Source organism: Polyangium sp. 15x6, assembly GCF_029960785.1.
GTDB lineage: Bacteria > Myxococcota_A > Polyangia > Polyangiales > Polyangiaceae > Polyangium.
Window position 1 is genome coordinate 59,166 of the sequence record NZ_JASBQE010000041.1, and the last position, 13,420, is coordinate 72,585.

The following is a 13,420-nucleotide window of genomic DNA, read 5'->3' on the forward strand; positions in this document are numbered from 1 at the left end:
TACCCTTCGGCGCCATGCCGAGCGAACTCGAGAACAACGCCCCCGAGCCCTTCGAGACCACCGACGCGCAAGCCGCGTTCGATCACTTCGTGCCGCTCGTCGCGTCGATCCCCGCGGAGGAGGTCGAGGTGTGTACGGCCGATCCGGAGATCGTCCGGATCAACGCGCGTCGCGGCGTGGACGCGATCCGGCCTCACCTCGTGCGGATCGAGAAGGCGCTTCCGCTCGTCTCGATCGCTGGGCTTCTGGAGATTCCATCGCTCGCCCTCGCGCTCGCCTTCGCGGCGGATCGGGTGATCGTGCCTGCGAGCCCGCAGGAGATCCGCGCTCGGCAGGCGAGCCTCCGGCCCGCCCGAAAGCTCACCTTGCTCCAGCTCGAAATCCTCGCCGAGCTCGGCCTCGTGCCGGCGGAGCAGGTGCGCAAGATCCGCTCGGACAAGGGCCCGGTCGACGAGGCGCGCGACGCGGTCGCGATCGTCGCGCTCTTCCGCGAGCACGCAGTGGCGCTCGCGAACAAGCATCCCTTTGACGAGGCGTACCTGCAGAAGCTGTCCGATGACGGGAACTGGCTGCTCGCCGAGCTCTTGCCGAAGGGCGCGAAGCCGGAGAAGTCGGAGCGCGCCGCGGACGCAGTGCTCCGCGATCGTCTCTGGACCGAGCTCAACCGCCGTTACGACGAGCTCTACAAGGCCGGCGTCGAGGTCTGGGGACGGCGGAAGGTGGACGAGCACCTGCCTTCCCTGCACGCCAGGCAGACGCAGCCTGCTCCCGCGCCCACGAACGCGCCTGCGGGCGCTTGAGCGAAAGCCTCGCACCGTCTACTCGTCTCCAATCAGGAGTAGGATCCCGCCATGGCCGACACCGAGGGCACAATCCACCTCGAACGCTTCACGAACGACGCCCGGCAGATCGTCGCGGGCGCGCAAGCGCTCGCCGACGACCGGAAGCATGCCGAGGTCTCGCCTTTGCACCTGCTCGTGCGCTTGCTCGAGCGGGATCGCGGCGTCCTCGAGGTCTTCCGGCGCGCCGGCGCCGACCCGAACGAGACGATGAACCTCGCGGAGGCGGCCCTGCGGCGTCAGTCGAAATCGACGGGCGGCGTCGCGTACGTGGATGCTCGGCTGCTCGATCTGCTCGGGCGGGCCGAGCGCGAGGCGACGCGGGACAAGTCCCCGAACGTGGGCATCGAACACCTCCTGCACGCGCTGGCGCAGGAGATCCGCGGGCCGGCGGGGGAGATTCTCTCGTCGTTCAGCATCGGTCCGGGCGCGTTCCGTCCGCACCTCGGCGCGCTCGCGGAGGGGGAAGCGAAGGCACCGGCACCGCGGGATTCGGCCGCGGCGATCGTCACGAACGCGGCCGGCAGCGCCGAAGCGAGCGGCTACACGCGCGACCTCGTCGCCGACGCGCGCAAGGACCTGTTCGATCCGGTGATCGGCCGCGACGGCGAGGCGCGGCGGCTCCTGCAGATCCTCGAGCGCCGGTTCAAGAACCATCCGCTCGTCGTGGGCGAGCCGGGCGTCGGCAAGTCCGCGCTGATCCGCGGGCTCGCCGATCGCATCGCGCGCGGCGACGTGCCGAGCAACCTCGCCGGCGCGCGCCTCTACGAGCTCGACACGGGCGCGCTCGTCGCGGGCGCCAAGCTCCGCGGCGAGATCGAGCAACGCCTCAAGGCCCTCATCGACAAGCTCCGCAGCGTTCAGGACGCCGAGACGATCCTCGTCGTCGAGGACATCGACTCGCTCTTCGGCCAGGGCGTGCAGGGCTCGGGCGTCGGCGATCTCTTGAAGCCGCTGCTCGCGCGGAGCGAGATCCGTATCCTCGCGACGACCACGCCCGAGGGCATTCGCAAGCTGAACGAGCGGGATGCTTCGATCCTGCGGCGCTTCGCCGTGGTGAACATGGATCCGCCGTCGATCGATCAGGCGACCGAGATCCTGCGCGGCGTCGCCACGAAGTACGAGGCGCACCACCGCGTGCGCATCGGCGAGAGCGCGATCCTCTCGGCCGTGAGCCTCGCCAAGCGGTACCTCTCCGATCGCGCGCTACCGGACACCGCGGTCGATCTCCTCGACGAGACGAGCGCGCGCAAGCGCGTCGAGGTCGACGGCGTGCCCGCGGAGGTCGACGCGCTCAGCCGCCGCGTGGACGCGCTCAAGGCGCAGATCGCGGCGCTCGCGGACGACGAGGATCGGCTGAGCGTGCAGGCGCGGCAGCGGCTGGAGAAGGAGCTCGCCGAGGTCGAGCCGCGCGCGAAGGAGCTGCGCACGAACATCGCGGCGCGGCGCGGCGTCGTCGCGGCAGTGCAGTCGATCCGCAAGGAGCTCGCGGCGGCGAACGAGGCGCTCGCGACCGCGCAGCGCGAGAAGAACTACGCGCGGATCGGCGAGCTCGAGCACGTGACCTTGCCCGAGATCCGCCGCCGCCTGGAGACGGCCGAGCAGGCCGCGAAGCGCGAGGGCGCCGAGGCCGGCTCGAACATGGTCACGGAGAACGACGTGGCCGGCACGCTCGCCGAGTGGACGGGCATCCCGGTCGCGAAGATGCTCGAAGGCGAGTCGGAGAAGCTCCTCAAGATGGAAGAGCGCCTCGCCCGCCGCGTGGTCGGCCAGGACGAGGCCGTGCGCGCGATCGCCCGCGCCGTGCGTCGCGGCCGCGTGGGCCTGCGTGATCCGGGCAAGCCCATCGGCTCGTTCCTCTTCCTCGGCCCGAGCGGCGTCGGCAAGACCGAGCTCGCCAAGGCCCTCGCCGAGTTCCTGTTCGACGACGAGCAGGCGCTCACGCGGCTCGACATGAGCGAGTTCATGGAGCGGCACATGGCGCAGCGCCTCATCGGCGCGCCGCCCGGCTACGCCGACAGCGAGCAAGGCGGCTTCTTGACCGAGGCGGCGCGCCGCAGGCCCTACAGCGTCCTGCTCTTCGACGAGGTCGAGAAGGCGCACGCGGACGTGTTCAACCTGCTGCTCCAGATCCTCGACGACGGCCGCTTGACCGACGGTCGCGGCAGGACCGCGGACTTTTCCAACACGGTCGTGATCATGACCTCGAACATCGGTTCGAAGCGGATCCTGGAGACGGACGTGAAGCTCTTCGGCACCGAGGATGGGCGCGACGCGATCCGCGACGTGCTCTTCGAGGAGCTCAAGGCCTTCTTCCGGCCGGAGTTCTTGAACCGGATCGATGACATCGTCGTGTTCAAGGCCCTCAGCAAGCAGGACCTGCGCGGGGTCGTGGACATCCAGCTCCGGCGCCTCGAGCGGCTCCTCGCGGACCGCGAGATCAAGGTGCAGCTCGACGACGCGGCGAAGGACCTGCTCGTCGACATCGGCTACGAGCCCTCGCTCGGCGCGCGTCCGCTCAAGCGCGCCATCCTGAAAGAGCTGCAAAACCCGCTCGCCGAGGCGATCCTCGCGGGCGGCTACGGCCCCGGACAGATCGTGCACGTCCGCGCCGCCGACGGCTCGTTCACGTTCACCAAGGCCTGAGCGCGACGCGTCGGCTGACGCGTCGCGTTGCCAACGCCCCTCCTTGCTCGCTTCGAGGACGACGGATCGGGACACCGCGCAAACATTGACGCCGCCGTGACGACCGTAGATCCTGCGAGTGTAGGAGGCTCCGGCATGCCTGGCAGGAACGTATCGCGGCGGTTGTTCGTGGGAGTGGTGGGGGGAGGTGTGCTTGCCGCACCGGTGATCGCCTCCGCGCGCCCGGAGACCACGCCCGCTGCAAAAGACGCGGCGCACAGCGAAAAACCGCTCGACACGCCGACGCGCGAGAACGTCGCCAAGCTGCTCTCCCCGCTCGCCGCGGGCTCGCGCCTCGCGCGATGGACGATCGTCCAGATCGATCCCGTCGTGAACGGGTGTGTGTGCGTCAAGGTTCGGACGGACGATGGGCACACGTTCGACCTCGAATTGCTCGCGCGCGACCGCACCGCGCTCGCGCAGCGGCCGCCCGCGGAGACGGAGCGGCACGCGATCTTCGTGGTGAACGGCGGCAACGGCTGGGCGCCCACGCAGGAGGAGCAGGGGCTCGCGGCCATGACGCTCGCGCAGATCGTCGCGAAGAACGAGCGCGAGGTGCGCCTGTCCGGGCTGCTCACGCACGCCGAGCGCATCCACAAGCACGGCGATGCGCTGCTCGTTCCGGCGGAGGGACCGGGCTGACGGCATGGCGGCGGTCCTCTCCCTCGGTTCGACTTGCAACAATGCGTGCGTCTTCTGCGCGCAAGGGGAGAGGTCTGCCTTCTTGCCGCGCGGGCGCGAGGCCAAAGGGCTCGATCTCGCGATGGGCCTGCGCGTCGAGCCGGGCGACGTCGTGTTCGTGCAGGGCGGAGAGCCGACGCTCGCCGAGGATCTTCCGGCGGTCGTCCGCGCGCTCGACGAGCGCGGCGCGCGCCGCATCGTGGTCCAGACGAACGGCCGGCGGCTCGCGTATCGCGCCTATGCGCGCGCGCTTCGCGAGGCTTCGAGCAAGCTCTCGCTCGACGTCTCGCTGCACGGCTCGACCGAGCCGATGCACGACTACCACACGCAGACGCCGGGCAGCTTCAAGCAGACCGCCCTCGGCGTGCGGCATGCGCGGGCCGAGGGGATCGAGGTCGGGACGACCACGGTGATCACGCGGTCGAACTATCGTCACCTCGCGGAGATCGTGCAGCTCTCGCGTGCGCTCGGGGCGCGCGCGGCGCACCTCGCGAGGGCTTCACGGTTTGGCCGCGCGGCGCGCGCGGCGGATCGGATCGTCGCGCCGGAGGATCTCGTGCGGCCGCAGCTCACGCGCGCGCTCGCGGAGGCGGCGCGGCTCGGGATGGGCTGGCTCGCGGGCGAGAAGGCGAGCCACGCGGAGGTGCGCGAGCTCTTCGCGGGCCTCGGCGAAGTGGAGATCGTGGAGGCGGAGGCGCTGGGTTCGTCGCGGACGACCGGCGTCGTGGGAGCGGCCTCCGACAAGGACTTCGTGGAAACGTCTCGGCTCGTCCGAGCGAAACCACCGAGCGTCAACCGGAGCATTGCTTGGGAGCGGTGAGTGACAATGGCGAGCAACGTCAAAGCCAGTGACGAGCAGCGGGGCAAGCAGGTGCGACGGATCGCCATCGCGGCGCTTCTGACCGTGATCGGCGCGGCGGCGGGTTCGTCCTGCGCCGAGGGCGGGAGCGTGACGTCCACGGGTGGCAACAGCACCGGCTCGAGCACTGGCGGCAGGGGCGGCGAAGGCGGCGAAGGCGGCGCGGGCGGCGGCACGGGCGGCACCGGCGGCACGGGCGGCGTCGGCGGCACGGGCGGCGCCGGTGGCGTGGGTGGTACCGGTGGCGTGGGCGGCGAAGGCGGCACGGGCGGCACCGGCGGCGGCCAGACGTGCGTGCCGCAGACCGAGGTCTGCGACAGCGTCGACAACAACTGCGACGGCGTGATCGACGAGGGCTGCGAGTGCGTGACCGGCGTGAAGGAGGCCTGTTACACGGGCCCCGACGGCACGAAGGGCGTCGGCGCGTGCAAGGAAGGCGAGAGGATCTGCGACGCGACCGGGAAGTGGGGCCCGTGCACGGGTGAGGTCGTCCCGGCCCCGGCCGAGGCTTGCAACGGCTTCGACGACGATTGCGACAACGAGGTCGACGAAGGGGAAGGGTGTACGTGCATCACGGGCGAGACGAAGGGCTGCTACACGGGCCCGATGGGCACGGAGAACGTCGGCCTCTGCAAGCCCGGCACGCAGACGTGCGACGCGGACGGCCAGTGGGGACCGTGCTTGGGTGACCTGACGCCGCAGCCCGAGCTGTGCAACGGCCTCGACGACAGCTGCGACGGCACGATCGACGATGGCAACCCGGGCGGCGGCGGCGCGTGCGTCGCGCCGGGCCTCGGCGAGTGCAAGAAGGGCACGCTGAACTGCATCAACGGCGCGGTGAAGTGCTCGCCCGCGCCCGTGCAGCCCGAGACCTGCGACGGCCTCGACAACAACTGCGACGGCAACACCGACGAGGGCAACCCCGGCGGCGGCATGCAGTGCACCACGGGCTTCATGGGCCTGTGCAGCACGGGTTTGACCAAGTGCGACGGCGCGAACGGCGTGACGTGCATGCCGAACGTCGTGCCCGGCCAGCTCTCCGAGGCGTGCAACAACCTCGACGACGACTGCGACGGCATGGTCGACGACGCCATCCCGCAGGTCGGCATGCCGTGCACGAAGCCCGGCCAGCTCGGCGTTTGCCAGTTCGGCACCTTCGAGTGCCCCGCCGGCGCGCCGCAGCTCCTCTGCAACGCGCCTCTGCCCGGCACGGTCCAGGAGACGTGCAACGGCAAGGACGACGACTGCAACGGCACGATCGACGATCCGGCCCTCGTGAACGGTTTGCCCTGCAGCACGGCGTTCCCCGGCGTGTGCGCGATGGGCACCACGGTTTGCGTGGGCGGAAGCTCGTCGTGCAACCCGCAGGTCACGCCCGGATCGCAGACCGAGATCTGCGACAGCAAGGACAACAACTGCAACGGCAGCATCGACGAGATGCAGCCGAACCCGGCGTGCACCGCGCAGAACCCGAACGCGCAGTTCGTCTCGGGCTGGTCGTGCACCGGCGGCCAGTGCCAGATCGTGCAGTGCAACGTCGGCTACGCGAACATCGACGGCGCGCCGGGCAACGGCTGCGAGTGCGCGACGGATCAGTACGCGAACCAGTGCGTCAGCTCGGGCGCGGTCAGCGTGCCGAAGGGCGGCACGGTGAACATGATCGGCAAGGTCGAGACCTCGATGGCCAGCGACTGGCTCACGTTCAACTTCGTCGCGCCCGCGGCGCTCGGCCAGGCGTACACGCCGAAGGTCCAGCTCGTGAACGACGCGGGTGGTCAGTACGGGATGGACGTGCTCTTCGACTGCAACACCGTCGCGACCTGCAACGACGGCGGCACGGGGTCGGGGGCCACCGTTTGGGAGCTGAATTATCAGTACAACATGAACGGGATGCCCACGGGACCGTGGTCGGACAACAACCCGAAGGTCGTGTCTGTCAAGGTTCGCGTGTATCGCAAGAACGGTACGCCGCCGACGTGCGATCAGTATACCGTGACCGCCACGAACCCGTGAGGCGCGGCGGGACGCACCTCACGGTACGTCATCGGGAGCGAAGGGCGAATGAGCGACATGTCGTTTCACTTGGGTGAGGGCTCGGTCCGAATCGAGTTCGACGAGGGCCTGTACCCCAAGGATGCGATTTACGGAGCGGCGTACGTCTTCATCGATCGCTGCTGGGTGCACCTCGATCGTGCAGGCGATCGGCGCATCCAGGTGACGCTCAAGGCGAAGAAGCCGGGCGCCGACACGCAGGCGTTCGCGGGCGAGTTCCAGAACGAGCTGCTCGGCCAGGCGTGGCGCCTCCGCATCGTCGAGGAGAACAAGAAGCTCGTCGAGTCGATCACCGCGCGCGCGCTCGGCGGCGCGGCGGGTCCGCCTGGGCTCGACGAGCTGCTCGCGATGGACATCGGCGAGGAGACGGCCTTCGAAGATCCGCTCGGCATCGCGATGAGCTGGGAGGAGAAGTACAAGAAGAAGGGCAAGGCCGAGGGCACGAAGGCCGAGCCCGAAGGCGCGGCCGACAGCGCGTCGGGGGGCGAGAAGGCGTCGTGATCGAGCTCAGGTTTCACGAGGAGCTCTACGACGGCTTCGCGATCGACGAGGCCGTGAAGACGTACGCCGCGTACGCGACGGCCGAGCTCTCGCGCGACGGCGGCGCGTACGTCGTGAAGGTGACGGCGAAGCCCGAGGCCACGAGCGAAGGCATCGACGAGCGCGTGCTCTCCGCGGAGCTCGCGAACTACGCGCTCGGTTTGACGATCGAGAAGGCGCGATCGGGAGGTGCGGCGTGACGAGCCTCGCGACGCTCTTCACCGAGCTCGGCCCCGCGGCGAAGTCGCCCTCGGGCCTCGTGCCGTTCCGGTTCCGCGAGGTGGGCGGAGACGTTTTGCTCACCAACTTTCTCGGCGACTGGCTCTTCGTCACGAAGGACGAGTTCCGCTCGCTCGCGCGCGGCGAGCTCGATCCCGCTTCGCCGCTCCACGACAAACTCGCGTCGCGGAACTTCCTGCGCGACGGCCTCGATCAGGCGAAGGCGGCCGAGCGCATCGCGTACAAGAAGCGGTTCCTCAACTGGGGGCCGAACCTGCACATCGCGGTCGTCACGCTCCGCTGCAACGAGACGTGCGTCTACTGCCACGCGAGCCGCGCGAACATGGACGCGGTCCACACCGACATGACGCCGGAGATCGGCGAGAAGGTCGTGGACTTGATGCTCCAGTCGACCTCGCCCTCGGTGACGCTGGAGTTCCAGGGCGGCGAGCCGCTCGCGAACTTCCCGGTGATGAAGCACGTCATCGAGTACGCGCTCGCTCGCAACCGCGCCTACGGCAAGGGGCTCGAGTTCACGATGGTCTCGAACCTGGCCATGATGGACGAGGAGAAGCTCGCCTTCCTCGTCGATCGCAAGGTTCAGATCTGCACGAGCATCGACGGCCCGGAGCACCTGCACACGAAGCAGCGCATCCTCGCCGGCGGCAACGCGCACCGCGAGGCCGTGAAGTGGATCGAGCGCATCAACAAGGCCTACATCGACATCGGCCTCGACCCGACGCTCTACCACGTCGAAGCGCTGCTCACGACGACGCGCGAGGCGCTCAAGTACCCGAAGGAGATCGTCGACACGTACGTCGGCCTCGGGTGTCGCGCGATCTTCCTTCGCCCCGTCGATCCCTTCGGCTTCGCGGGCAAGACCGCGCAGATCGTCGAGTACGACCGCGCCGCGTACAACGACTTCTACCGCACCGCGGTCGAGCACATCCTCGATCTCAACCGTCGCGGCGAGCAGGTCCTCGAGCGGTATGGATCGATCTTCCTCACGAAGATCCTCGGCGACGACGATCCGAACTTCCTCGACATCCGATCGCCGAGCGGCTCGGGGATCGGCGCGCTCGCCTACAACTACGACGGGAAGATCTTCTCGAGCGACGAGGGCCGGATGATGTACGAGACCGGCGATCCCGCGTTCCAGATCGGCGACGTATTCAGCTCGACGTATCGCTCGCTCATGAAGCACGAGACGGTGCGCGCGCTCGTGCTGGCGTCGATCCGCGAGGCGCAGCCCGACTGCGTGAACTGCACGTACACGCCGTATTGCGGGGTGCAGCCCGAGCACAGCTACCGGACGCAGGGCACGATCTTCGGTAGGATGCGTGAGAGCACCTTGTGCGCCGTCCACAAGGGCATCCAGGATTTTCTCTTCGACAAACTGCGCGAGAACGACCCGAAGACGGTCGAGATCCTCCGGCGCTGGACCACGGTCCGGGCGCGAACGCATTTCATCCACGCGTCGTCGGCATCTTGAGGGCAAACGAATCGACGCGGGCGAGAACGGGACTTGGGATCAGGGAGGCCACGATGGCGAACAACGGAACAGGTGGGCTGCCGAGCTTCTCCCGCAAGCCGGGTGGCATGCTCTCCAAGACGGAGAGCGAGGTCGGCGCGAAGGCGAGCGAAGAGGCGGATCGCGCAGGCGTGATCGGCGACGACGCGGGCGGCGTGATCCCGGCGCAGCATTGCTCGCACGGGTCGCACGGGTCGCACGGGTCGCACGGGTCGCACGGCAGCCACGGCAGCCACGGCTCGCACGGCAGCCACGGCTCGCATGGCAGCCACGGCAGCCACGGGTCGCACGGCTCGCACGGCAGCTGGTAGACCGTCCCCCGGCGCGCCCACAGTCTCGGATACCCCTCGCCTGGCGGGCGAAACGGCCCCGTTCGTCCGCCTTGATCCCTTGTCCTCACCCGTTTCCGGCCTGCTCGGACCGACCTCTTGCGGAGGCTCTGGATCCAAAGGGACGGAGGCGCATTTGATCAGCTTGCGGAACGGACGCGCGTCCGTATACTTCCGCTCCCTTGTTTCCCGGCGGAGTGCGTCGGTGAAGCAACTGTCGTAGGGCTCGAGGGCACGAACATGTACGCGGTCATCAAGACGGGCGGCAAGCAGTACAGGGTCAGCGAAGGCCAGGTGCTGCGCGTCGAGAAGCTGAGCGGCAACGCCGGCGACACGGTTACGTTCAAGGAAGTCCTGCTCGTCGGCGGCGAGGCCACCAAGATCGGCCAGCCGCTCGTTGCGGGTGCAAAGGTCGAGGCGCAGATCAAGGCGCAGGATCGCGGCAAGAAGGTCGTGATCTTCAAGTTCCGGCGCCGGAAGAACTACCGCCGCAAGACCGGGCATCGGCAGCCGTACACCGAGCTCAAGATCACCGGCATCAGCGCCTAGGAGAAACCGGCATGGCTCATAAAAAAGGCGGCGGCTCGTCCCGGAACGGTCGCGATTCGAGCGCGCAAAAGCGCGGCGTGAAGGTGTACGCGGGGACCGCGGTCCCGGCGGGCAGCATCCTCGTGCGGCAGGTGGGTTCGTCGATCCACGCTGGCAAGAACGTCGGCACGGGCAAGGACTTCACCCTCTTCGCCCTCGTGGAGGGCGTCGTGAAGTACGAGTGGAAGTCGAACACGAAGAAGCAGGTCTCGGTCTATCCGGCCTGAATCTGCGGCGTTCGTGATCGAGACGAGCCGGGCGATACGACGGGAAAAACCCCGTCGATCGCCCGTCGTCCATTTGGGGTCCAACCATCAAGCGCGCTGAGCGGCGAGGACAAACGGCGGCGATGACGTACAAGCTCCTGGCCCTCGACCTCGACGGCACCCTGCTCCGTCACGACGGCTCCTTGAACGAGCGCGATCGCTGGGCGATCGAGCGCCTGCAGAGCGGCGGCGTGGCCGTGACGATCTGCACGGGCCGGCTCTACTCGGGCTCGCGCGAGGCCGCCGCGGCGGCACGCATCCAGGGGCCGATCGCCTGCGTGGACGGGAGCCACATCGTCGACGCGCGGGATGATCGCGAGCACTACCACGCCTCGCTCGCAGGCGATCACGCCGTGCAGCTTCGGCGCGTGCTCGAGCGGCACGGCACGGCGAGCTTCGTGTTCGCGCACGACAGCATCGTGCACGACGCCGCAGGCGCGCCGTGGAGCAGCTACGTGCGCACGTGGTCGCCGCGGGTGACGGTCGTCGAGCGCGTCACGTCGCACCCGTACTGGGAGCATGAGCGGGGGCTTCTCGCGGTGGTGGCGATCGGCCCGAAGGAGAGCGTGCACGCGGCCGCGGAGGAGCTCGAAGGCGAGCTCGGCGGTGCGGCGTTCGTCATCCGGTTCGCGGTGACGCGCGGGGCCGATACACACGCGATGGTGGTGCGCGCGGCCGGGCCCACGAAGGGCACGGCGATCGCGTGGCTCGCGGACTATCACGGCTGCACGGTGGAAGAGGTCGTCGCCGTGGGCGACTGGCTCAACGACGTGCCGATGTTCGAGGTCGCGGGGCGATCGTTCGCGATGGGCAGCGCGCCCTTGCACGTGAAGGAGCGCGCGACCGAAGAGCTCTCCGCGTGGAGCGCGGAAGATGCGGGCGTCGCCGAGGCGATCGAGCGGGCCTGGGGGACGTTATGACGAGCTCTTCGACGAGGGCACGCCGGAGATAGGCGCGCTCGGCACGCCCCTGTGCGAGGGGGGCGCGAAGCCGCGATAGAAGAGCCGTTCGACCTCGCCGATGAGGTCGCGCATGCCGATGGGCTTGGCGAGGAACCCTTCGGCGCCGGCCTGCGCGGCCTCGGCGCGCGCGCCGCGTTTGCCCGAGATCACGAGGAAACGGCAGTCGTAGCCGCGCGAGCGTGCGGCCTCGATGAAGTCCGTGCCGCTCATCTCGGGCATGCGCTGGTCGACGACGACGACGTCGACGCGGTCGAGCCGCTCGAGGGCTTTTGCGGGGGACATCGTCTCGCGCACCTCACACCCCTCGGCCTCCAGGCACATTCCCAGGAGCCTCAAGATGTCGGGGTCGTCATCGACCACGAGCACGACCGGGGGACGGGGTCGCCACGTGCGCACGATCCGGAGATTACCCGGGTTTCTGCCTGCTTCCAAATGTGAAAGACGGGCGGCACGAAAATGCCGAGTGGACGGATCGTGCTCCGTCCGCGGCCGTCGATGCGAGATGTTCAGGGGGGTTTGCCCGGGGGCTCGACGCGTGATGCGGAGCCCCCGAGCGCGGGGAGTGTGGCGCTGTTACTTGCGCGGCTGGCCGGCGGCGGCGAGCTGCTGCTGCTGCTGCTGCAGGAACTGCGCGACGAGGCGCGAGCGCTCGATGGCGAACTGCTTGACTTCCTTGTTGGGCGAACCCGCGAGGGCGTTCAAGAGCTTCGTGACCTTCTCGATCTGGCGCGACTGGAAGAGGGCCTCGAAGTAGTTGTTCGCGATGCGCACGTCGCGGCTCATCTTCGCCTCGTGCGGCTGGAGGAGCCGGATGACGGCCTCGAGGTCGCCCTTCTGGCCGTAGAGCGCCGAGAGGCAGAGGAGCGCGAGCGGATCGTCGGGCGCGATCTCGACGCCCTTCTTGGCGTAGGTGACGGCGCGATCACGCGTCGCATCGTCGTTCGCGAAGAAGCCCTGGAGCGCGATGTACGGCGCGGCGCTCTTCTTGTCGGCGGCCATCTTCTCGATCTCGGCGATCGCCTTGTCCTCGCCGTCGTGCTGCTTGAGGTACTGGTAGAGGTAGGCCCACGCGTCGATGCAGCCGATGCTGATGCCGATCGCCTTGTCGACGAACTCGCGCTCTTTGTCGGTCTCCTTCTTCTGCTGGTAGACCTTGGCGAGGTGCAGCGAGGGGTAGGGGTTGTCCTTGAGGAGGTTCTGGGCGCCCTTCAGCGTGCCCTCGGCCTTGTCGAACTTCTCCTGCTGGAGCTGCGCGATGCCGAGCGCGAGCCAGTCGTCACCCGTGCCGCCCTTCGCCACGACCTTCGAGAGGACCTGCTCGGCGCGCTGCAGGCGGTTGTACTTGAGGAGCTCCTGCGCGTAGATGCGCGCGCGGTTGAGGTCGTCGGGCTGCTCCTGCCAGTGCTTCTCCAGGCCGGCGAGCAGGTCTTCGAGGCCGATCGCGATCGGGCGGCCCTGGTCGTCCTGCACCTGCACCGCGGGGCCGTTGAAGCCGAGCAGCTTCCACATCTGCTCGGGGGTCACGAGCGACGGGCCCTTGTCGAGCATCTCCTTGGTCTCGTCGTCGACCTTCGACAGGGGAATCACGATGAGAGCGTTGCCAGGCACTCCGTTGGGAAATGCGCTGACGGGCGCCATGATGGCCGCGCCGCCCGTGATCTGAAGTCCCGCCGCCACTCCACCCTGCTGTCCGTTCTGCGCCATGGTCGCTCCACCCGGGAAACGCGGAGCGCGCCTTGCGCCCGCGGTCGCCGCTCGACGGCGCTGTGGCGCGCATCGAACGGGAAGGAAAATGCCGTTGTTACGAGGGGCGGGCAGGCTAGCAGGATGCCCCCATCAGAGCAACGGCCGCCGCGGATCCGAGGCGTT

14 protein-coding genes are annotated in these 13,420 nt (G+C 68.8%); 12 read left to right on the plus strand and 2 right to left on the minus strand.

The features are described from left to right. Positions 1-14 precede the first annotated feature (14 nt). The 12 genes from QHF83_RS27530 to QHF83_RS27585 all read left to right on the plus strand — a co-directional run bounded on the left by QHF83_RS27530 (position 15) and on the right by QHF83_RS27585 (position 11,509). On the plus strand, positions 15-800 hold the full coding sequence (locus QHF83_RS27530) for a hypothetical protein (RefSeq protein ID WP_282420929.1): 786 nt from the start codon (positions 15-17) through the stop codon (positions 798-800). A 51-nt stretch (positions 801-851) separates the two neighbouring features. Beyond that, complete coding sequence (locus QHF83_RS27535) at positions 852-3,485, plus strand: AAA family ATPase (RefSeq protein ID WP_282420930.1); 2,634 nt, start codon at positions 852-854, stop codon at positions 3,483-3,485. Between the two features lie 189 nt (positions 3,486-3,674). Then, positions 3,675-4,166: a hypothetical protein gene (locus QHF83_RS27540; protein ID WP_282420931.1), complete on the plus strand. Its 492-nt coding sequence runs from the start codon at positions 3,675-3,677 to the stop codon at positions 4,164-4,166. A gap of 4 nt (positions 4,167-4,170) precedes the next feature. Beyond that, on the plus strand, positions 4,171-5,025 hold the full coding sequence (locus QHF83_RS27545; RefSeq protein WP_282420932.1) for a radical SAM protein: 855 nt from the start codon (positions 4,171-4,173) through the stop codon (positions 5,023-5,025). 6 nt (positions 5,026-5,031) lie between these two features. Next, on the plus strand, positions 5,032-7,077 hold the full coding sequence (locus tag QHF83_RS27550; RefSeq protein ID WP_282420933.1) for a MopE-related protein: 2,046 nt from the start codon (positions 5,032-5,034) through the stop codon (positions 7,075-7,077). Positions 7,078-7,134: 57 nt separating this feature from the next. Next, the gene (gene hxsD, locus QHF83_RS27555; protein ID WP_282420934.1) at positions 7,135-7,617 is read left to right on the plus strand and encodes a His-Xaa-Ser system protein HxsD; all 483 of its coding nucleotides are present in this window, start codon (positions 7,135-7,137) and stop codon (positions 7,615-7,617) included. Continuing rightward, positions 7,614-7,856 (plus strand): HxsD-like protein, encoded by a 243-nt coding sequence (locus tag QHF83_RS27560; RefSeq protein WP_281318577.1) that lies wholly within the window; start codon positions 7,614-7,616, stop codon positions 7,854-7,856. Before hxsD ends, QHF83_RS27560 begins: the two co-directional genes overlap by 4 nt. Continuing rightward, positions 7,853-9,367 carry a His-Xaa-Ser system radical SAM maturase HxsB gene (hxsB, locus tag QHF83_RS27565; RefSeq protein ID WP_282420935.1) on the plus strand — a complete coding sequence of 505 codons (1,515 nt, stop codon included), beginning with the start codon at positions 7,853-7,855 and terminating at the stop codon, positions 9,365-9,367. The genes QHF83_RS27560 and hxsB overlap by 4 nt, the downstream gene beginning before the upstream one ends. 53 nt (positions 9,368-9,420) lie before the next feature. After that, complete coding sequence (gene hxsA4 / locus QHF83_RS27570) at positions 9,421-9,717, plus strand: His-Xaa-Ser repeat protein HxsA4 (protein WP_136933506.1); 297 nt, start codon at positions 9,421-9,423, stop codon at positions 9,715-9,717. Between the two features lie 258 nt (positions 9,718-9,975). Continuing rightward, positions 9,976-10,284: a 50S ribosomal protein L21 gene (rplU, locus tag QHF83_RS27575; RefSeq protein ID WP_282420936.1), complete on the plus strand. Its 309-nt coding sequence runs from the start codon at positions 9,976-9,978 to the stop codon at positions 10,282-10,284. An 11-nt stretch (positions 10,285-10,295) separates the two neighbouring features. Next, positions 10,296-10,550 carry a 50S ribosomal protein L27 gene (rpmA, locus tag QHF83_RS27580; RefSeq protein ID WP_272416971.1) on the plus strand — a complete coding sequence of 85 codons (255 nt, stop codon included), beginning with the start codon at positions 10,296-10,298 and terminating at the stop codon, positions 10,548-10,550. Positions 10,551-10,672: 122 nt separating this feature from the next. Beyond that, positions 10,673-11,509, plus strand: coding sequence for an HAD hydrolase family protein (locus QHF83_RS27585; RefSeq protein ID WP_282420937.1), 837 nt, complete (start codon positions 10,673-10,675; stop codon positions 11,507-11,509). Here the strand turns inward: QHF83_RS27585 and QHF83_RS27590 are convergent. After that, entirely contained in the window at positions 11,504-11,947 is a 444-nt protein-coding gene (locus tag QHF83_RS27590; protein ID WP_282420938.1) for a response regulator, read from the minus strand. The two genes, QHF83_RS27585 and QHF83_RS27590, sit on opposite strands and share 6 nt — an antisense overlap. A gap of 177 nt (positions 11,948-12,124) precedes the next feature. Next, on the minus strand, positions 12,125-13,255 hold the full coding sequence (locus tag QHF83_RS27595) for a hypothetical protein (protein ID WP_282420939.1): 1,131 nt from the start codon (positions 13,253-13,255) through the stop codon (positions 12,125-12,127). Between the last annotated feature and the right edge of the window lie 165 nt (positions 13,256-13,420).

Bases quoted from the DNA above. Each gene is read 5' to 3' on its own strand.
- QHF83_RS27545 (WP_282420932.1), top strand. From the start codon at position 4,171: ATGGCGGCGGTCCTCTCCCTCGGTTCGACTTGCAACAATGCGTGCGTC.
- QHF83_RS27535 (WP_282420930.1), top strand. From the start codon at position 852: ATGGCCGACACCGAGGGCACAATCCACCTCGAACGCTTCACGAACGAC.
- QHF83_RS27585 (WP_282420937.1), top strand. From the start codon at position 10,673: ATGACGTACAAGCTCCTGGCCCTCGACCTCGACGGCACCCTGCTCCGT.
- QHF83_RS27595 (WP_282420939.1), bottom strand. From the start codon at position 13,255: ATGGCGCAGAACGGACAGCAGGGTGGAGTGGCGGCGGGACTTCAGATC.
- hxsA4 (WP_136933506.1), top strand. From the start codon at position 9,421: ATGGCGAACAACGGAACAGGTGGGCTGCCGAGCTTCTCCCGCAAGCCG.
- rplU (WP_282420936.1), top strand. From the start codon at position 9,976: ATGTACGCGGTCATCAAGACGGGCGGCAAGCAGTACAGGGTCAGCGAA.
- rpmA (WP_272416971.1), top strand. From the start codon at position 10,296: ATGGCTCATAAAAAAGGCGGCGGCTCGTCCCGGAACGGTCGCGATTCG.
- QHF83_RS27550 (WP_282420933.1), top strand. From the start codon at position 5,032: ATGGCGAGCAACGTCAAAGCCAGTGACGAGCAGCGGGGCAAGCAGGTG.
- QHF83_RS27530 (WP_282420929.1), top strand. From the start codon at position 15: ATGCCGAGCGAACTCGAGAACAACGCCCCCGAGCCCTTCGAGACCACC.
- hxsD (WP_282420934.1), top strand. From the start codon at position 7,135: ATGTCGTTTCACTTGGGTGAGGGCTCGGTCCGAATCGAGTTCGACGAG.